Here is a 19,153-nt window from a genome sequence, read left to right as displayed (position 1 = left end):
GCGTGATTCACATGACCGAGACCCTGGCCGTCCACACCGTCGAAGGGTTCCTCACCCCCGACGAGAGGCACTCGCTGATCAAGGTGCTGGACGAGCACCTCGAAGCGACCGGCTGGGTCCCCGAGCGGCCCAGCGCCGCCCTCGTACCACCGGACACCGCCCAGGAGATCCTGGAAGCCGGTTTCCGACGGGCCCTTCCGGGCATCCGCCGGGTCTTCCCGTCCGTGGCCGCCTGCACCCCCTGGAACTACCACGACCTGGCACCGGGGGACCGGATCGATCCGCATCTCCACGGCGTGCCCGACCCCGGCGCGCGGCCCCAGCGCGTCGCCCGGGTGGCCTTCCACCTCCAGGAGGCCGCACGCGGCGGCGAGTTCTTCGTCGACACGTGCTCTTCCGACGCCCTGTGGACCGACCGCGCCGCAGGCCCGGGCAGCGCGTTCGCCCCCGGCACGCGCTTCGCGCGCGACATCCCGGACGACGGCGGCACGCACAACGCGTGGCTCGGCGCCGTCCCCCGCACCCGCTGGACCAGCGCCCCGCCCGCCGGGACCGCCGTCGTCTACGGCGCGCAGCTCGTACACGGTGTCCTTCCGGTCGCCGAGGGGCGGCTGCGCAAGCTGATCACCAACCTCCTCGACGGCTGAGCCCCGAGGCGGCGAGGGCGACCGGGCCGCCCTGGTCGCCCTTTGCCCCGGTCACCCGCTGACCGTGCCGGGGACGCGCCCTGCCCGGTCGGCCCCCGGCCGCCCGCGGGGCCGGCGCTTCGGCCGCATGCCCGGACCGCAAGGCGCGGCGGCGCGGCCGGCTCCTGGAGCACGGGCACCACGTCAGCGCGAAGAGGGAAGGGAGATCAGTGACATGAAGACGAGAGGAATCCCCGTCGTCGTCCTCGCCCTGCTCGGAGCACTGGGCCCGGCCGTGCCCGCCACGGCGACGGCGTCCGTGGCACACCGTACGGCCGCCGCGGCGGGGGTGTCCGCCGGGGCGGCCGAGGCCCGGGGCGCGGCTCTGGCCGGCTGCTCCGGCGCCGGCGGGGGCAAGTACAACTGCCGGGTGTGGAAGACCGCTCCGTCCTACGAGTGCACGACCACCGACCAGACCGACTCCTGTACCGGCCGGCCCGTCGGGCGCCTCAACGCCGGCACCAACTACTTCTTCTGCCAGATCTGGGGCGGCTACTACTCCGACGGCCGCTACTACAACCACTACTGGGGGCTGACCGACGACGACAGCGGTCACCGCCGCGTCTGGGTCTCCGTCGTCTATCTCAGCGGCGGAGACAACGACAGCCCCGTCCCCGGCCTGCCCCGGTGCCCCTGAACCGCCCCTCTAGCGGGCCGCCGTCAGCACAGCTTCTGGCTGCCGCCGTCGATCAGGGTGTCCTTCACCCATCCCTGGCGGTCGGTGCCCTTGATCCTCACGTGCGACCAGGTCCCGTCGTCCTGGGTGCGGGTGTAACAGTGGAAGTAGACGGTGGCCCCCTTGTCGATCTGCCCGAGGGCGGCACAGCTCGTATGCGGGCCGACGCGGTACCGCACGCCGCTTTTCGTGACCTTCTCCTTGTCCGCGTCCTTGTTGGACCACGAGTGCGAACAGCTCAGGAGCTCGGCGGTCGGAGCGGCCTGGGTGCCGGTGGCGGGCGTGGCCGTGGCGGAGGGAGCGAGCAGAAGCCCGCCGCCGAGCAGAGCCGCCGCGGCCGTGATTGCTACCGGTCTGGCTATGTTCATGGTGTATTCCTCTCCGTTTGGTGGACCCACGCATGATGTCCGGGCGATAGGTGCGGTGGGAACCTAAATGGACGATGAAAGGTTGTACGCCTTCGTCGGTACTCATCCGCACGGTTTGCGCACGAACCCCGGCGGACCGGCAGGCCACCCGGCGTCGGCTACGGCGTTGTACGCACGGACGGCGACCGACCGGTGCGAAGCCGGGATCATCCGGAGTCATCACGATCATGACGAAACCGCGGCCGCCAGGCTGGCAGGCCACGTTCTGACCGAAACAGGGGCTTACTCACCCGTACCCTCCGGATAGCCGCCGTCCCGGACGACACCGACGCCCGACCCACCGAGCCGAAGCGCGAACAGCAGCCACCCGGCCAGCCCACCGCCGCCCCTCCTCGCCCCCGACCACCAGCCGGCCCTGCTGCGCCCCCGCCCGGGGGCAGGCATGCACGGCAGGCTCGCCCCCTCGCGACCGCGGCATCGGCCAAGCCGTCACCGGCGGCACGGCCACGGCCCCGAGGAGCCGGGACGCCGGTGTCACCGGTGGACGATGAGGCGGACGGCCCACAAGAGTGAGCGGTAGGGAGACGGCAAGGGGTACACGGTTCGGTATGAGCATCGGATCCTGGGCCCTGATCTGCGGCGCGACCCTTTTGCTGGTGGCGGCCGCCGCGGCCGCCGTACTCGTGGCGGTCCGGCTCGTCCGGGCCCGGCGGCTGCTGCGCCAGGTGGGCGTGCCCGAGACGAACAAGCTGGTCTTCTGGGGAGCCCTGCTCTACCTCGTCTCCCCGGTCGACCTCATCCCCGACCCTGTCTACCTGGACGACATCGGCGTCCTGCTCCTGGCCCTGCGCTCACTCCGGGGCGCCGCCCGTCGTGCCGCGGTGACGAGCGGGTCCACGCCACCGCGGTGAGGCTGCCCGAACCGGCAAAAGCCGCGGCACACCCGATCACCTCGTCACCAGCTGGGGCGCGCCAGCCGGGGCAGGGTCACTCCCGCGACGGACGTGCCGGCCACACGGTCGGCCAGGGAGCGGCGAGAGGGGGTGACCACCGGAAGGGCGTTGAGCAGGAAGAGGGCCACGGCCGCGGCCCAGCACACGACGGACAGGAAGAACAGCCCCTCCACGAGCAGGCAGCAGGCCACGGCGTACAGGGCCACGTCGGCTGACGTGGTGACAGCGGCCCGCAGTGCCGCGCGGCGCGGGGTACGGGGCGTGACGCGCAGCCCCGTCAGCGCCTTCCCGAGAGTCCGTCCGGCGAAGGAGAGACAGGCCCACTGGTACAGGAACGTGACGACCGCCAGCAGCACAAAAGCCTGCTGGACATAGCCCACGGCCTTTCTCCACAGCGACTCCCCGAGCCCCTGCGCGGCTACGGTCACGTCACCCTGGGACGTCAGGAACTGCCAGCTGCCCCCGGCGGCCAGCTCGGGCACGTCGGTGAGGAGACCGGAGATCCGCTGGAAGGTGAACACCGCGAGCAGCGCCGCTGCCGCGACCACCAGAGCGAAATCGATGAACCAGGCTATGACACGCCGCGACTTCGGCACAGTTTCCCCCATTGACCCGCGAACTGAATCGACCGGTCACAATAACAGCAGGAGCCCCGGGAGCCGCCGTGCCGTACCGGACATCTCCGCTCGGCCAACTCCCCTTGTGCGTACGGCTGCTGGCTCGTATCCGCACCGGAATCCGGCACCACTGAGCACCGCTGAGCGCGCCGCGCGCACGAAAGCGGAGCCCCGGGAACGGACCGGACCGGGACTCCGGAAACCGTGCTCACTTCTTGGGGGATCAATTCAGCAGCACACTGCCCGGGCACTGAACGGAAGAGGGTCAGTGCCGGCTCGCCCGCTGCGGCGAGCTGTCGGTGCCGCACTGCACCGTCAGGTCGTCCACGCGCACCGTCTTGGCCGCCCCGTACGAGCCGATGACGGCTTCGGCGAACACGTTCGTGTATCCCCACGGGGACCACGTGGCGGTCGAGACGGCTTGGTACCGGCCGTTGGCCGTGAGCCAGGTCGTGGCATCGGCCAGCTTGTTGCCGCGGGCGTCCCAGATCCGCAGGGCGAACTCCAGGTCCTGGAAGGGCCTGGCGTGGACCCGGGCGGAGCAGACGGAGTTCGCCGACGTGCCGTTGATCGCCGCCCATGTGCCTTCGCGTGCCCAGCCCTGGCTGGCGTAGAGCCAGCCGTTGTTCTGTCCGCTGTTGGCGGTTCCGAGGCCGAGCTCGAATCCGGTGTTGCCGTCGCCGCCCGTCTGGCGGTCCCAGAAGTCGAGCTGGCGGCCCTCGAAGCCATTCGTGTGCACCACCGTGCCGGCATGCGCGGGAGCCGAAACCGCCAGGGCCGTCGCCGGTGCCAGGGCCGGCACGAACCATCTGGATAAGCGCCGGGCACGCCAACCGGTGCCGCGTCTGTTCATCGCTGCCTCCAAAGGACGCTTGAACGGCTCAGCGTCGCGCCGGTCAACCGGCGCCGTGCCAATGCCCAACACAGGGGATGGCGGAGCACGATCCCGAGTGCTAGCGCTGTGACCGCACAGGTCCGAGGGGCGGGTGGTCAGGCTGCGGGCCGTAGCGATCTGCCGCCCCGCCCGGTTGCCTTTCTCGCTGCGACCGCCGCGCACCCCGAGGCGGCGGACCGGTGGGCCCGGCTGATGCCCCATCCCCGGCGGGGCGGAGCACGTCCTCAAGGACACCGACACCGACGCCAGGCTGTACACGAACAGCAGCTGCACCTCCACCAGCAGGTTCCTTGGCTCCCGGCAATCGGCCGACTACGCGGCTCCGTTCCCGACCTTCGTCAAGTTCGGCTAGGGGGGTGTCCGACGGGTCGGTGCGGCATGCGGTTGCTGGTGCTATTCGGGGCGCTCGCTGGCAGCTGGGGGTGCGGGGCTGTCAGCGGGGTTGTGGGGGCGCTGCGGGGGGATGGTGTGGCTTTGCTGTTCCAGCAGGGTCGCCTTGGCTTCCATGGGGCCTGCCATGTAGGCGAGGAGGCAGGCGGAGGCGATGAAAGCCATGTGGATGATCGTCCCCCACAGTAGTTCCTGGCGGGAGGTGTGGTGGATGTTGACGAACATCTGTAGCAGGTGGATGGACGAGATGCCCACGATCGCCATGGCGAGTTTGACCTTGAGCACGTTCGAGTTGACGTGCGAGAGCCATTCCGGCTGGTCCTTGTGGCCCTGGAGTCCGATACGGGAGACGAAGGTCTCGTAACCACCGATGATCACCATGATCAGCAGGTTGGCGATCATGACGACGTCGACCAGTTTCAGGACGCCGAGCATCACCATGTTCTCGTCCGAAGCTCCAGTGACCACACCGTGGATGAGGGTGCGGAGCTCGCCGAAGAATTCCCACACGTAGACGGCCTGGGCAGCCACGAGCCCGAAGTACAAGGGGGCCTGGAGCCAGCGGGTGGCGAACAGGGCGTAACCCAGTGACGGTATGGAGCCGTTCGCCGGAGAAGGGGCTGCCTCGTACGTGCCGCGCGTGCGCAATCGCTGCTCCGTCTCGTCGGCAGGCGGTCGCCTATCAGCTCACCACTGCCCCAGCGGTCGGCGGTTACGTGCGGCCGGCGCAGACTTCCCTCGTATAGGGGACCACGGTCTGTCCGGCAGGTCATGAGCGGAGCCAGAGGCGCAGGGCAGCGACGGTCACGGTGCCGTGGAAGATGTACGCCCTCTTGTCGAATCGGGTGGCGACCGCGCGGAAGCCCTTGAGGATGTTGATCGTTCGCTCGACTTCGTTGCGGCGCTTGTAGATCGTCTTGTCGAAGCCGGTGGGCCTGCCGCCCGCGCTGCCGCGGCGCCGGCGGTGGGCCCGCTGGTCCTTGCGTTCGGGGATGGTGGGCTTGATCTGCCGACGCCGCAGGTACCGGCGATTCCGGCGGGACGAGCACGCTTTGTCGCCGCCCAGGTGATCGGGGCGCGAGCGTGGCCACGGACGACAGCAGCCACGGACGACGGCGTCGGTCCGGACGGCAGCTCCGCAGCGGACCGCGACCTCGCCATACCGATCCCCGGCGGCCGGCCCGGCACGCAGGCCCAGCACACCTCCACCGGCACCGGATGATCACAATATGCCGAACACGCCGCCGCCCGCGGAACGGCTGCTTGACTGTTTCGATGGCCATTGAACTGACGCTGTTGTGCCGGGTTTCCTACCGCGACCAGGAAGTCACCGCACCCAGGCTGCGCGGCCTGCTCGCCCTCCTGGCGGGCGAGCCGCGCACGGGACGCAGCACGACGTCCCTGGTGGACGGCCTCTGGACGGACAAGAAGCCGCAGCACCCCGCCAAGGCACTGCAAACGTTGGTCGCGCGTGCCCGCGGCCTCCTCGGCGCCGACCTGATAACCGGCACCACGACCGGCTACCGCCTCGCGCTGGGCGAGGAGCAGGTCGACACCTCCGCCGTCCTGCTCCACGCCGCGGCAAGCGGCGAACGGCTACGGGCCGGGGACCTGACGGAAGCCCTCACGGAGGCCGAGGCGGGCCTGGCACTGTGGAGCACCGACGGCATCCGGTGCGAGCAGGACACCCCCGGCGACCCGGTGTCCGCGCTGCGCGCGGAACGGGCCCCGGCGTACCGGTCGCTCGTACGGACCCGCGCCCTGGCCCTGGCACGCCTCGGCCACCGGGCCGAGGCGACCGAACCCCTCACCGACCTGGCACGGGAGCTACCCCGCGACGAGGAAGTGCTCCTCGAACTGGTGCGCTGCCAAGCGGCCACCGCCGGACCCGCCGCCGCCCTGACCGCATACGACCGCTACCGCCGCACACTGCGCGAAGAACTCGGCGCCGACCCAGGACCCGCCCTACGGGCCCTGCACCAGGAACTGCTGCGGGAAACGGCCCCCACGGTACGCCGCGGCGTACCCAACGACCCCAACCCCCTGCTCGGCCGCGACACCGACACCGCCGCCGTGACACAACTGCTGCGGACCTCCCGGGTCACCTCGATCACCGGACCCGGGGGACTGGGCAAGACCCGCCTCGCACACGCCGTGAGCCGCGAGGCGGAGCAACGGGTGGTGCACCTGGTCGGACTCGCCGGCATCACCAGCGACGCGGACGTGGCCGGCGAGGTCGCCTCCGCCCTCGGAGCCGGCGAACCGCCGCGCCCCCGGACACTCCCGTCCACCGTCCCCGCCGACCTGCTCACCGGCATCGTGGGCGCGCTCGGACCCGGCCCCGCGCTGCTGGTCCTCGACAACTGCGAGCACGTGATCCGCGGCGTCGCGCACCTGGTGCAGGCCCTGGTATCGAGGACCAGCGACCTGCGGGTACTCACCACCAGCAGGGCTCCCTTGGGCATCTCCGCCGAATCGGTGTACCCGCTGCCGGAACTGGACCTGCCGACAACCGTCGAACTGTTCCGGCAGCGCGCCCGCTCCGCCCGCCCCGGCGCCGCACTGCCCACCGGGCCGGTGACCGAACTGTGCCGCCGCCTGGACGGGCTGCCGCTCGCCGCGGAACTGGCGGCGGCACGGATAAGAGTCATGACGGCCGAGGAGATCAGCCACCGGCTCGCGGACCGGTTCGCCCTGCTGCGGAGCACCGCACGCGACGCCCCGCACCGCCACCGCACCCTGCACGCCGTCGTCGACTGGAGCTGGAACCTCCTGGACCCGGCCGCCCAGGCAGCCCTGCGCGCCCTGTCGGTCTACCCCAACGGCTTCACGGCGGACGCCGCCCGGCACCTGCTCGATGACGGCGAACACCCCGACGGCCCCTCCCACGACACCGAAGTCCTGGAGGTACTCACCGACCTGGCCGACCAGTCCCTGCTCAAAGTGGTGGACACACCCTCCGGCGCACGGTTCGCGATGCTGGAGACCATCCGGGAATTCTGCACAGCCCAGCGGACGCGCTCCGGCGAGGACGACCACGTCACCCACCAGTACCTGGCCTGGGCACGCGACTTCGGCACGCGGCATCACGACGCGCTCTTCGGCACCGACCCCTTCGGCGCCTGGGAACGGATCAGAGCCGAACAGGACAACCTCGTCCAGGCCCTGCGGCTCGGCCTCACCCAGGAGGACGGCGCCACCGTCGCGGCCACCACCGCCGTGCTCGCGACCCTGTGGACCACCGAGGCCAACTACACCCGCCTCGTCCCGCTCGCCCAGGACACCGGCCCCCTGCTCTCCCACTTCCGGCCCCGGCCCGACCTCACCGAGGTCACCCGGACCGCCGCGGCCATGTGCGCCACGAGCCTGTTCCTCGGATTCGCCCCCGGAGCGGCACGCACCCTCGCCGCCCTGCGCAAACTGCCCCCGGCCCCGCCGCACACCCTCGTCGGAGCCGTCTCGACCGTCCTGTGCGCCATACCCGAACTCCTGCGCCCCGACCACTCGGTGCTGCACACCCTGTGCGACCGGGACGAGCCACTGCTCGCCGGCGCGGCCAACTGCGCGGCCAGCCTCGTCTGGGAGAACGCCCACGACCCCGACCGCGCACTGTCGGCGGCCCAGCGGATGCTCGACGCCTTCGAAGGACTGCGCATCCCGTGGATCCAGGTCCTGGCTCCCGCCCGGACGGCCAGACTGTGCCTCCGGGCCGAGCAGGGACACCAAGCACTGCACCACCTGCGGTCGGCACTACAGGTCCTTGACGAGCTCGGCGTCCACGGCGACCCGATCGGGATCCGCTGGAGCATGGCACTCGCCCACCTGCACACCGGTGACCTCGACGAGGCCGAGCACTGGGTGGCCCAGGCGATACTGACCCAGCCCCAGGACACACCGGACATCCACTCGCCCGGCCTCGGCGTACGCGCCGAGATCGCACTCGCGCGCGGCGACACCGAAACCGGGCTGCGCCTGTGGCGCCGGGCCGCCGAAGGAGTACGGGCCGGCGCCGCCCCGGTCCTCGACCTCGACCTTGACCTCGAACTGGACCTGGAGCCCTGGGCCCTGGAGGTCCAGGCCGCCGCCGTGACCGCACACGCGCGATACGGCCGCCCCGACCTCGTCGAGGACCTCACCACCACCCTCCGGAACAGGCTCCCGGCCCTTCTGTCACCCCGCACCACCGCGCCGCCCCGGCCGGACAGGGACCTCACGGACCTTCCGCTGTGCGGCGCGCTGCTGCTCGCCCTCGGCATGGCCGACCTCCACCACGGCCCGCGCACCGGCGACGCGCACCGCACCAGGTCGGGAACGCGGCTGGTCGCCCTGGCCGGACGCCTCCGCCACCTGCGCGTCTTCCAGCCGACCATGTCCACCACGCTGTCCCGGCAGGCAGCCGAACACACCGACAGGGCCGCCTACACCGAGGCGGTATCGGCGTACGCCGCCCTGGACGACGACGCACTGCGGGCCGCCGCGCTGACTGTCCTGCGCGAGCGGGACCGCCTCTGAAGCCGCCCTGAAGCCGCTCTGAAACCCACTGACGGCACGCTCTCGTCGGGTTCGCATCGCCGGTCTTCACCGCCCTGACCCATGACCGTATGTCAGGGCGGTGAAAGCAGCCTGGCGCAGAAAACACGGGAAGGCCCTGAAGGGCCAAGATCTGGGGGAGTCCATGAAGGTACGCAACGTAACCGGCGCCATCGGTGCGGCAATCTTCAGCCTGGCGCTCGGAGTGACATTCGCCTCTCCGGCCGCGGCGGCCGACTACGAAAGGGACTCGGCCACGTTCACGACAGTCGACCCCCGCTACACCAGCGACGGGTGGTGGTGGCAGGGCTCCGGCACGATGGGACACAACGGCGGGCTCGGCGCCTTCCAGTCCAAGGGCGACAAGTTCTGGGTCATGGACGGACTGGAAGACGGGCATTCCGTCGCGATGGTATGGGCGAACTACCGAAACGGGAAGGAATACCGCTCGGGGATCTGCGTGAACAGCCACGGCGCCGGTACCTGGTCCTACTGCGACAAGAATTTCTACGAGGACAGCACGCTCTGGGTGAAGACATGCACCTACGAGAGCAAGAAGAAGAAGCTCGTGGACTGCAACCTGCTCGGCAGCGAATTCAGGGTGAGCAACGGCAAGGTCGTCTGAGGGACGGTGAGGCAGCCTCTCCTGGCGGCTGCCTCACCGCCGTAGCAGCCGGGCTCCGGCCCGGTGTCCGGGGGCACGGGGGCACGGGGGCACGGGAGCACGGGAGCACGGGGGCCGGCGGGACCGCCGGGGCCGCCCTGCGGGTCGCGCTCGCGCCCCGGCGCCCGGCCGGCCTGGCCGAGCCCTCGCCACGCCGCCCGCGCATCTGGAGAAGGGCCGGGCGGCGTGCCGGAGGAGCGGCGGCCACGCCGGCGGTGGTGACGTCCAGGACCACGAGGGCCTGGCCGCTGGGGCGCCTCCCGCAGGGTGCCCGGAGTGGCGTCATAGGGCGGAGATGAGTTCCCGGTTGAACTGGGTTACGGTAAAAAAATGACGCAAACCGGTCAGAGGGTTACGTCTCGGCGTGAGCGTGAGCGAATGCCATTCCCGCTCGTAACGGCTGCTTTCTGGTCTGCCTTTGACAGGTTCGTCGTCACCCCGATGCTTTTCGCCATCGCCGCAAGTTTTCACGCCCGGCTCTCCGAGGCCGTCGCCGTGGCCAGCGGCTATTTCCTCGCCTACGGCTGCCTGCAGCCCGTCTGGGGAATGCTCTCGGACCGGTTCGGCCGGGTGTGCGTCCTGCGGGCCGCGCTGGTGGGCTCGGCCATCGGCGGAGCCGTGTCCGTCATGGCCCCCTCGCCGGCAGTCCTGCTGGTAGCGCGCTGCGTCACGGGCGCCTGTTACGGCGGTGTGAACCCCACGGTGGTCACCTACGTCGGCGATACGGTCGCCCCCGCTGCCGTCAAGCAGGTGCTGTCACCGTTCTACGCGGCGGGAGGCGCCGGCACCGCCGCCGGAATCGCGCTCGGCGGCGTCCTCGCGGGCCTGGCCGACTGGCGGCTCGCCTTCGCCCTGCCCATGGCCGCCGCGGCCGTGCTGTTTCTCCTGCTGCTCCGGCTGCCCGAATCCGGTCACGCCCCGTCCGCGAACCCCGCACGCCAGATCGCGACGGTACTGCGCTCCCGCTGGGCTCTGCTGGTGATCGCCGTAGGCTTCCTGATGGGCTGCGTCATCGTCGGCTGTGTGACCTTTCTGCCCTCCATGCTCCAGCGACATGGCAGTTCGGCATCTGTGGCGGGCCTGATCACAGCCGTCTTCGGTCTCGCGGGCCTGGCCTGGGCCCCCGTGTACAACGGCCTCTCCCGCCGCCCTGTGCCCCGCTGGATCCTGATCGCGTTCGGCGGCGTCTTCGCCACCGCTTCCCTGCTCATCGCCGCGACCGGCCCTCACCTTGTCACCGTCGTGATCGCGGCCGTCCTGCTCGGCGGCGGCTGGATCTTCAACAACGTCTCCCTCGCTTCCTGGGCGACAGCGGTCGTACCGGAAGCCCGGGGAACAGCGGTGGCGTTGTACGCCACCGGCATGTTCGTCGGCGGAGGCGTGACACCCATCCTCGCCGCCGGTCCGGCCGAGCGCGGCGACTACCCCATGATCTTTCTGACGGGCGCGTGCGTCGCGGCATTGACGATCACGGTGGCCGGCGCGGGCGACCGGCGGTTCAGCACGCCTGAGGCGCAGACGACGGCACGGGACGGCGCCGAGCCACCGGACTAGGGCGCGCGCCCGGCGGGCCAGCCGCCCGTTCCGCCGGGCAGGCCTCAGGCCCGGCTCCCCGGGGCGCTGTTCGTCGGCCTCGACGCCCCTTCCACCCGTCGAGCTGAACCACCTGCTGTCGGCGCTCCTACAGCCGGACGCGCCAGGTGCGCAGTGCGTTGTAGTACGGCAGGTGGTACGCGAGGTAACCGCTGAGGACCGGGTGCCCTTCCACGTCCACGTACTCGTCCTTCTCCGGGGCGCGGAAGCCGCTGCTGGCGTCCACATCGTGGTGCCACTCCCGCGAGGGCTGCCACTCACCGCGCGACTCCGGCCGCCACGCCAGAGCCTTGGGCCTGAAGTCGATGCCCACCCGGAGACAGAAGGCCCGAATGATTCCTTCCGGGTCGGCCATGAGGTCGTGGGCGTCGATGACCAGAGGCGGCTCACCGGTCTGCCGCCGTACCGCCTCGAACAGCTCGTACTCCGTCTCGAAGCCTATCCGGCGCAGTTTCACCCCGGGATCGATCGCGTAATACGAGGCGATCGTCTCGCGCGGATGCCGGATCAGGAACACGTGCCGGGCATCCCGGGCCAGGAAGCCCGCGTCGGCCAGAACCCCGGGGTAGCGCTCGTCCATGGTGTTCTTGAAGAAGACGGGGCCGCGCCCGGCGAGACCGCGCAGCGCGTCGAGTACTCCCCGCTCCTCCGTGGCCCGCACGCCGCCCACTTCGGAGAATCCGAATTCGGTCAGATAAGCAAAGGGTTCGTGCACGGTGGTGAAGTCACCGCGCTCGATCATCATGCGGAAGAAAGCAGTGGACCGGCAACGCGGCGCACTCCACAGCGCCAGTATTCCCGCGGACTGTTCGGAACCGGGCATGAGGTACCCCCTCGCTGAATCAGCACGGCCGGCCGCGACACCAGGCCGCGCCGAACCCCCGGAAACCCCCGACCTAACCCACCAAAGGGTGGCCGGCAGAACCCGGTCCAAGGGCCCGCCGGGGGGGCGCGGGTAGGTCGGGAACGGCGAGGCGTGGCCACGGAGCCACCGGCGGCCGCCTGGCCCACCCCTGAACACGACGACGGTCTGCACCGACCCCAACGGGCCCGCACAGACCGTCGTCACGCAGGCCCGGATTCACCAGCAGCATCCGGATACCGGGCAGGGCATCCTTTCTCGCGCTACTGGCCTCGGCGGAGTACTCGGGCCGTGGTTACTGCGGCTTGAAGGAGCGAATCTGGTAGCTCCCCTGGAGGTTTCCCTCCCCACCGTTCGGGGTGGAGCCCACCCGCGCCTTGTAGTTGGTCTGCGTGTAGTACTGCACGCGGTGACCGGAGTTGTTCCGCACGGAACGGACGTTCCATCCTTTTTGAATGAACCCGCAGTCGTCCGCGGTGTTGGCCTTCTTGCTCACGGACCACTCACACTTCTCCCCGCCGCCGTTCCAGTCGGAGAAGATGCAGAAATTTCCAGGCGAGCATGGATAGCCCAGTGCGGAGGACTCTCCGCCGGGGGCGGCGACCGCGCTGGGCGCGATGAGAGCGGTGCTGAGAGCGATCACCGACGCCACGGCGAACGGAATGGCACGACGCATAGAACCTTCCCCTTTCCGACACGAACTCCGGGAAATTCCAGAATCCGACCTCAGGCAGCCTGTCATCAGACATGTCAGCGCGGGAGGGCATTTCCTGCCATCTGAAGGACACCGCCGAAATATCGCGCCCCCGGATGATCTCCCGGTGCAGCCCTCAACCCTCGGGCACTTCAGGCCGGCTCAGGATCAACGAAGACGGAATTTCCGCTTTCACTTGATGTCTGCCCAACGCGCCGCGGATTGGTTCCCACCTTGTGAGGGGTGGGGCGGCTGTACGCCAGGCCGGTCGTGAGGACACGCCCCACCGCCGTGACGGGTAGCCGGCCGCCGGTTCCTCGAAACGGGTGAAGCTCCCGGACCGGGCCGCGAGGGAGGCGAAGCGTGGCCTCCTCCGGATCCGGGCCGCTGGGACGCCGCGCCCACCCTGCACGGCACCGTCATGTGGCCGTTGCCGCCCGGCTGCTGACGCTGTGTGCCACACACCCTGTTCTCCCAGATGGACGAGGCGCGCTGTGCGGCTGTGAGGTGTGAGGGAGGCCGTCGGCCCTTCGGCCTGCTGACGAGCGGTCGGGCCGGCGGTGAGGAGAGCCGCGGGATCGGAGTGCCCAGGGCAGTCGTAGGGCCTCGACGAGCGGGACGGGGCCCGCGACCTTGGTGGCCCACAGGTCGAGTCCGTGCAGAGGGCCCAGGACCGCTCCTGGGCCCAGAGGCCGGACGGACTCCAGCAGCCTTCCTCGGGGTGGTCGTACAGAGCCTTGACGTCCGCGAGCGTGCCGGCCCGGACGCGCGGGCTGCCGAAGCCCTCGGCGTCCGGCCTCGACGGGGTGCGGTAGACCAGGCAGTGGGTGTTCGCACCCTGCGGGCCGTGCTCGGACGGCGCCGGGATGCCGACCGGCCGGCCGCCGGGCTCGACCGAGGGGGAGAAGGTGTGGCAGGGCAGCCGCCCCTCGGGTACCAGGGGATCAATCTGATGCTCTCGAGCTGGATCACCGATACTCCGCCTTCCTTTAGCGGAATACGAATAGGGACGGTTGAGTTACGGACGGTGTCCTGAGGAAGCTCGCTCCAGCTCTTCAGACCCACGTCAACGAGCTGCGCTCGCCGCCAGTTATCGGGTAGTCAGAAACCATCCTGCCAAGTCGTTTTCTCGACGATCGCTGGCCCGGAAGAGCATGGTCGTGACAAGCCAAAGGCGCGACAATGGTTGCTATGGCTGACGAATACTGCGAAGTCATGTGTCTCCCAACCTCCCAGTGCGACCCCTGTCGAATGATGCGTTCCAACCTTCCCCGAAGGGTGTACGTCACCAAGGGAGGGAGCGTTTACCACCGGACACCGAACTGCGAGGGGCTTCGGGACGGACAGCGGTACGCGCGGTGGAAGGGACACGACACACATGACGCCGAGTCCGTCCCACGCACCGACGTCCAGGCCCGACTCGGAGCCTGTGAGGTCTGCCGCCCCGATCTCCCACCACCCCAATCCCCCTCAAGGGGAGACTCTCTTTTCCGCTGACCTGGGCCCTGTTGACCGGGGGGACGCCGGCCACCCTTACCGATAAAACCGTCGATGCCGTGCAGGCCGCGCACAGGGCCGACCTTGCCCAGTGGGCGCCCCCGGCTCATGCCGGGCCCCACCCTGGCGCCCGGCACCGGGGCCGGCGGCCGGCCAAGGCGACGACTGATGATCGGAGTACCAGGCCGGCCGAAGGTCCCGGTCCGGCAAGGGGATTGCCGGACGGGACCTTCCGTTCGCTGGTCCCGATCCGACGCTCTCTACAGGGCAGTCCCGGATCGGTTGGTGAACCGCTTAGAAGGGGCCCTTGCTGTCTTTGTCAGCCTTGATGCACGCCGCGAGCTGCTTTTTCATCGCCGCGGCCTCGGCGAACTTCTTCTTGGCGATTTCGGGGTTGCCGAGTCGCTTGTTCTTGTTGGCCAGGTCGGTGAGGTCCTTGATCTTCTTGCGCAACTCCGTCTTGTTGCAGGTGATCGCGGCCCGGGCCGTCACCGCTGCGGCGTCGCCGGAGGTCGCGGCGTGCGCAGGAACGGCCGTGAACAGGAGGCCTCCGGCCAGTGCCGCGGAGGCGGCGAGCGCGGATATACGTCGGCTCATGTCTACCACTCCAGATCTCGGATCACACAGACCCGTAGGGATACGGAATAACAGCGGATAACTGTATATGAAGCGATTCAAGCACCCACATCCCAGGGTCCGTTCGCCCCGAACATCCCGGCCCTGAACAGCATTGCGGGCCCGGCCGCTCACGCCTCATCGCCGTGGACACCCAGGGCCTACCGGGGATGAACCTGGCCGCCCGAGACCCACTAGGCGGAACCGGTGGTGCTGGGCGGCAGGGCCTGCTGGTAGAGCGCCACCAGCACACCGTGCACGGGCTGGTCCTCCGCGTGCTCCTCGGCCTCGTCGACCAGCCGGGTGAGGGTCTCGCCGAGTTCTCTGGCCTTCGCGGGGCTGAGGCGCAGGTGGCGCAGTGTCAGGTGGGTCTCGGCGGGGGAGCGGTCCAGCTCCTGGGCGACCGCGGCGAGCATCGCGGCGGTGCCTGCCGCCTGGGGTTCGGCGACGACCATGCGGCGGGCCGTGCGCTGGTAGTACTGCTCGGTGCCGCCGCGTACCTGGCGGGTCTCGGCGACGTGGACCAGCCCGGCGTCGCGGAGCACTTTGAGGTGGTGGGCCACGTTGCCCTTCTTCGCGTCGAGCTGCGCCGCGAGCTGCCTGATGGTGGCGGGCCGGTGGCCCAGGGCGAAGAGCAACCGCTGGCGCAACGGGTGGGCGAGCGCCGCGAACTGCTCAGGCGCCCCGATCTCCAGAACATCCTCAGGCGGTGGCAGGTGGGAAGGCTGATCACGCATACCGAAAGTGTCTAAACTCTTTGACGCTTTCGCAAGGGCAGTGTTCTACTCCCTGCCATGACGACCCTGACGAACCTTGCGCCCGCCCCTGTCATCGACGAGACGGCCCGGCTGCTGACCGAGCACTACGTTTTCCCCGAGACAGCCGAGCAGCTCGCCGGCCTGCTGCGACGACGCCTGGCCGAGGGCGCCTACGACGTCGACGACGCCGAGGAGCTCGCCCAGCTGGTCACCGCGGACCTCCAGTCCGTCAACGGCGACCGGCACCTGAGACTGAAGCACCACGCCGACCCGGTCCCCCCGAAGCAGGGGGCGGCCACCCGGGACGCCATGCGCCGGGAATTCGACACCTCGCTGGGCGGCGCGCCCCGGGCGCAGTTGCTCGACGGAGGGGTCGCCGTGGTGGAGCTGGCACCGATGCTCTTTCCGCTGGAGTGGGCCGCCGAACCGCTGAGCGCCGCGCTCACCCTGGCCTCCCGCGCCCAGGCGCTGATCGTGGACCTTCGCGCCAACCGGGGCGGCGACCCGGACACGGTCGCCTTCGTCTGCGGCTACCTCCTCGACGAGCGCACCCACCTCAACACCATGTACTGGCGCGGCGGCGAGCGCGGCGAGCAGTCCTGGAGCCTGCCGCACGTTCCCGGCGCGCGCTTCGGCGGCAGCAAGCCGTTGTACGTGCTGTCCAGCAACAGCACCTTCTCTGCCGCCGAGGAGCTGGCGTACGACCTCCAGCAGCTCGGCCGTGCCCTGGTCGTCGGCGAGCGCACCCGAGGCGGCGCCCATCCGTGCGACGGCTGGACCGTGCACCCGCACCTGGAAGTCACCGTCCCCGTCGGCCGCGCCGTCAACCCCGTCTCCGGCACGAACTGGGAGGGCACCGGTGTGCAGCCGGACATCCCTTGCGCCGCTGCCGACTCCCTCGACCGCGCTCACGCGCTGGCCCTCGCCCGACTGGCAGGCTGACCGGTCCAGCTCATGGTCGGCTACGCCATTCTCGGCCCCGCGGCGAAGCCCTCCCGCTCCTCCGGCGTCGCCGCCGACGGCTGGGCGGAGATCAGCGCGGCGCTGGGCGCCGGCGACGACACCGCGGCCCGCCACCACCGCGCCCCGGGGATCAGCCGTGACACTCCGGCACCCGCCTGCCGAGCGTCGTGCCGGGAGCCGGCGTGCGCGAACACGTGGACACCCATGCCCGGGACAACGGTGCCCTGCCCTTTGCGGGACACCCGGACCGGAGCGGGGAATCGAGTGGTCGGTGCCGCGGAGGACCGCAGCTCCGCCAGGGGACGGGACCAGGTGAGAGCTGTCCGTAAACGATCTATTGCCTGGAGTGGCGGGCTTGGCAGAGTCGGGGCCTGTGCCTCGGCCCTTCCAGGTCGGGGGTGTCTCGTCCCTAGGGAGTTGTCGTGGCGCCTGAGCCCTTGTCACAGAGTGAGCGTGTAGAGCGGCTGCGTGTGCGGTTGCAGGGAGGCGCGGCCACGGAGCGGGGGCGGCGGCTGGCGGCGGCGCCGCGGGATTCGGCCTTGCTGTTCGGGGCACTGCTGCGAGGTGCCGCCCGGCTGGATGCGGGCATGGAGCTGACCGACCTGGAAGCGCGGCTGCTGGCGCCGCTGGGGCACATGTTCAGTGAGGAGGAACTCCGCGAGGTGGGGCGGGTGTTCACAGAGGAGTCCTCGGTGCGCCACGCGCCCCAGGTCTTTCCCCAGACGCTGGTGGCGCGTCCGCTGGCCGAGGGGTATTCCACCGCGGACCTGGTGAAGGACCTCCCGCAGATGGAGGACGTCTCCGCACAGCCGAACATCAATGTGGTCGACATCGGCGCCGGCGAGGGGGAGGAGAATCTGGGTGGTGAGGAGTTCGGCCGGGCGGTGGAAGCGGCCGGGTACGGGATCACACTGGTGACGTCCTCGGCGCCGGCCGGGCAGCAGCCCAGCGGGGCCCTGCACGCCCGGATCCTGATGGACAAGTTCCACTGTGTGGACGCCACCAACGGAGAACCCGGCCGCGACGAGATCTACTGGGCGATGAGCTCCGGCGCCGACGGCGGGGACAAGCACGCCCAGCGGACCGGGGAGTACGGCGCCACCAGCACCGGCGACTGGCACACCTTCCGTGCCCACGAACGCACCCTGTTCGACGGCGCCGTCACCACCTCCGTGGGCTGCCACATCGCCTGCTGGGAAGCCGACGACAGCACCAGCGGCTTCTACAACGAGATGGACCGCAAGCTGCGCATCATCTCCGAGGAACTGTGGCAGTTCGCCGCCTTCATCGAGCCCTTCCCGCCCGGCCAGTTCGAGAGCACGGCCGAATGGATCAAGCTCGGCGCCCTCATCGCAGGGCTCATCGCGGACCTCATCGCCTGGCTGCGCAACGACGACGACTTCATCCAGGAACACACCCTCGTCTTCGACCGAACGGCCCTCACCTTGCTGGCCACGCGGCCGGACAAGACCCGCACCCTCGACTTCGTCGGCGACGGCGGCATCTTCCGCCTGTACCTGAAGTGGGGCGGCGCCACCCCCGGCCACACCATCAACATCTTCTCCGGCGGCAAGGGCGTATGGACGCCCCCGGTCCCGGCATGGCCCGGCAGCGCAACCCCGTCCGCGCCCGCCCTGGCCATGCACGACGCCAAGATGTACTGCGCGGTGCGCGGCTTCAACGACCGGATCTTCATCAGCCGCCGCGACAACGCCTCCTGGACACGCTTCACGGAGGTTTCCTGGGGGCAGGCCACGGGATACGCCCCGGCCCTGTGCTCCTTCGACGGAAAGCTCTACCTCGCCCACACCGGCAAGGACGGCTACGCCTACGTCAGCGCTTCCACCGGCGGCACCACCTGGTCCCAGCCCGTACGCGTGGCAGCCGCAGGCACCACCGGCCCCGCCCTGACCGTCCGCAGCAACGCACTGCACTACGCCTTCAGCCGCGGCTCTCAGATGCTCATCACCTTCTCCGGCGACGGCACCGCCTGGCATCCGCCTGCTGCCGTGACCGGCCTCGGTGCGCTCGCCACCGGCCACGCGCCGGCCCTGGCCACCCTCGACAACAAGCTCTACCTGGCCTACCGCGATAGCGGCGGCAGGGTGGGCGTCACCATGAACGACGCCACACGCTGGAACACCCCGGCCTACCTGCGCGGCAGAACCCTCGACGCACCCGCCCTGGCCGTCCGCGGCAACCAGCTGCTCTGCGCCATCCGCGGCTGCGACAGCAACATCTATTACGCCCACTTCGACGGCACCAGCTGGACCGACTACTACCAGGCCCCCACCGTGGTGAGCCTCTCAGGCCCCGCCATCACCGCCCCCAACCCCGACGACCTCTACTTCGCCTACCGCTCCGCCACCCTCTAGCCAGGGCATGCCCGGTG

The 19,153-nt window shown here is 70.1% G+C and carries 17 protein-coding genes and 1 pseudogene; 8 read left to right on the top strand and 10 right to left on the bottom strand.

Features of this window, described 5'->3' with window-relative positions:
- Positions 1 to 2 precede the first annotated feature (2 nt).
- Positions 3 to 647 carry a hypothetical protein gene (locus SMD11_RS00200; protein ID WP_159395148.1) on the top strand — a complete coding sequence of 215 codons (645 nt, stop codon included), beginning with the start codon at positions 3 to 5 and terminating at the stop codon, positions 645 to 647.
- 214 nt (positions 648 to 861) lie between these two features.
- On the top strand, positions 862 to 1,323 hold the full coding sequence (locus SMD11_RS00195) for a hypothetical protein (RefSeq protein ID WP_087924446.1): 462 nt from the start codon (positions 862 to 864) through the stop codon (positions 1,321 to 1,323).
- A gap of 23 nt (positions 1,324 to 1,346) precedes the next feature.
- Here SMD11_RS00195 and SMD11_RS00190 read toward each other — a convergent pair whose 3' ends face one another.
- Positions 1,347 to 1,730 carry a hypothetical protein gene (locus SMD11_RS00190; RefSeq protein WP_087924445.1) on the bottom strand — a complete coding sequence of 128 codons (384 nt, stop codon included), beginning with the start codon at positions 1,728 to 1,730 and terminating at the stop codon, positions 1,347 to 1,349.
- Between the two features lie 608 nt (positions 1,731 to 2,338).
- On the opposite strand from SMD11_RS00190, the gene SMD11_RS00185 reads away from it, so the two are divergent.
- A complete protein-coding gene (locus SMD11_RS00185) occupies positions 2,339 to 2,641 on the top strand; it encodes a YkvA family protein (protein ID WP_087924444.1) in 303 nt (100 codons plus the stop codon).
- A gap of 44 nt (positions 2,642 to 2,685) precedes the next feature.
- Here SMD11_RS00185 and SMD11_RS00180 read toward each other — a convergent pair whose 3' ends face one another.
- From SMD11_RS00180 to SMD11_RS00165, 4 genes and pseudogenes are all read right to left on the bottom strand, one after another.
- Positions 2,686 to 3,279, bottom strand: coding sequence for an RDD family protein (locus tag SMD11_RS00180; protein WP_234365813.1), 594 nt, complete (start codon positions 3,277 to 3,279; stop codon positions 2,686 to 2,688).
- 286 nt (positions 3,280 to 3,565) lie between these two features.
- Complete coding sequence (locus SMD11_RS00175) at positions 3,566 to 4,042, bottom strand: hypothetical protein (protein ID WP_159395147.1); 477 nt, start codon at positions 4,040 to 4,042, stop codon at positions 3,566 to 3,568.
- A gap of 546 nt (positions 4,043 to 4,588) precedes the next feature.
- On the bottom strand, positions 4,589 to 5,233 hold the full coding sequence (locus tag SMD11_RS00170) for a TIGR00645 family protein (protein ID WP_087924441.1): 645 nt from the start codon (positions 5,231 to 5,233) through the stop codon (positions 4,589 to 4,591).
- 121 nt (positions 5,234 to 5,354) lie between these two features.
- Positions 5,355 to 5,672, bottom strand: a pseudogene (locus SMD11_RS00165) (IS5/IS1182 family transposase); the annotation flags it as partial.
- A 188-nt stretch (positions 5,673 to 5,860) separates the two neighbouring features.
- Here SMD11_RS00165 and SMD11_RS00160 point away from each other — a divergent pair.
- The 3 genes from SMD11_RS00160 (at position 5,861) to SMD11_RS00150 (ending at position 11,333) form a co-directional block, all read left to right on the top strand.
- Positions 5,861 to 9,097, top strand: coding sequence for an ATP-binding protein (locus SMD11_RS00160; RefSeq protein WP_087924440.1), 3,237 nt, complete (start codon positions 5,861 to 5,863; stop codon positions 9,095 to 9,097).
- A 163-nt stretch (positions 9,098 to 9,260) separates the two neighbouring features.
- A complete protein-coding gene (locus SMD11_RS00155; protein ID WP_087924439.1) occupies positions 9,261 to 9,740 on the top strand; it encodes a hypothetical protein in 480 nt (159 codons plus the stop codon).
- 369 nt (positions 9,741 to 10,109) lie between these two features.
- On the top strand, positions 10,110 to 11,333 hold the full coding sequence (locus SMD11_RS00150; RefSeq protein WP_087924438.1) for an MFS transporter: 1,224 nt from the start codon (positions 10,110 to 10,112) through the stop codon (positions 11,331 to 11,333).
- A gap of 127 nt (positions 11,334 to 11,460) precedes the next feature.
- Here the strand turns inward: SMD11_RS00150 and SMD11_RS00145 are convergent, their stop codons facing one another.
- The 4 genes from SMD11_RS00145 to SMD11_RS00130 form a co-directional block, all read right to left on the bottom strand.
- Entirely contained in the window at positions 11,461 to 12,195 is a 735-nt protein-coding gene (locus SMD11_RS00145) for a sulfotransferase family protein (protein WP_087924437.1), read from the bottom strand.
- 334 nt (positions 12,196 to 12,529) lie between these two features.
- Positions 12,530 to 12,910 carry a peptidase inhibitor family I36 protein gene (locus SMD11_RS00140; RefSeq protein WP_087924436.1) on the bottom strand — a complete coding sequence of 127 codons (381 nt, stop codon included), beginning with the start codon at positions 12,908 to 12,910 and terminating at the stop codon, positions 12,530 to 12,532.
- Positions 12,911 to 14,719: 1,809 nt separating this feature from the next.
- Entirely contained in the window at positions 14,720 to 15,022 is a 303-nt protein-coding gene (locus SMD11_RS00135) for a hypothetical protein (RefSeq protein ID WP_087924435.1), read from the bottom strand.
- Positions 15,023 to 15,234: 212 nt separating this feature from the next.
- Complete coding sequence (locus SMD11_RS00130) at positions 15,235 to 15,777, bottom strand: ArsR/SmtB family transcription factor (protein WP_087924434.1); 543 nt, start codon at positions 15,775 to 15,777, stop codon at positions 15,235 to 15,237.
- A 57-nt stretch (positions 15,778 to 15,834) separates the two neighbouring features.
- Between SMD11_RS00130 and SMD11_RS00125 the strand changes: the two genes are divergently transcribed.
- Complete coding sequence (locus SMD11_RS00125; RefSeq protein ID WP_087924433.1) at positions 15,835 to 16,740, top strand: S41 family peptidase; 906 nt, start codon at positions 15,835 to 15,837, stop codon at positions 16,738 to 16,740.
- A 20-nt stretch (positions 16,741 to 16,760) separates the two neighbouring features.
- Here the strand turns inward: SMD11_RS00125 and SMD11_RS00120 are convergent, their stop codons facing one another.
- Positions 16,761 to 16,967, bottom strand: a complete 207-nt coding sequence (locus SMD11_RS00120) for a hypothetical protein (protein ID WP_087924432.1) — start codon at positions 16,965 to 16,967, stop codon at positions 16,761 to 16,763.
- A 264-nt stretch (positions 16,968 to 17,231) separates the two neighbouring features.
- On the opposite strand from SMD11_RS00120, the gene SMD11_RS00115 reads away from it, so the two are divergent.
- Positions 17,232 to 19,136, top strand: a complete 1,905-nt coding sequence (locus SMD11_RS00115; RefSeq protein ID WP_234365811.1) for a hypothetical protein — start codon at positions 17,232 to 17,234, stop codon at positions 19,134 to 19,136.
- Positions 19,137 to 19,153: the final 17 nt, after the last annotated feature.

Origin of the sequence: Streptomyces albireticuli (genome assembly GCF_002192455.1) — a bacterium.
GTDB lineage: Bacteria > Actinomycetota > Actinomycetes > Streptomycetales > Streptomycetaceae > Streptomyces > Streptomyces albireticuli_B.
Note: the sequence above shows the minus strand (reverse complement) of the source record. Positions and strands in the feature narration are given on the sequence as shown.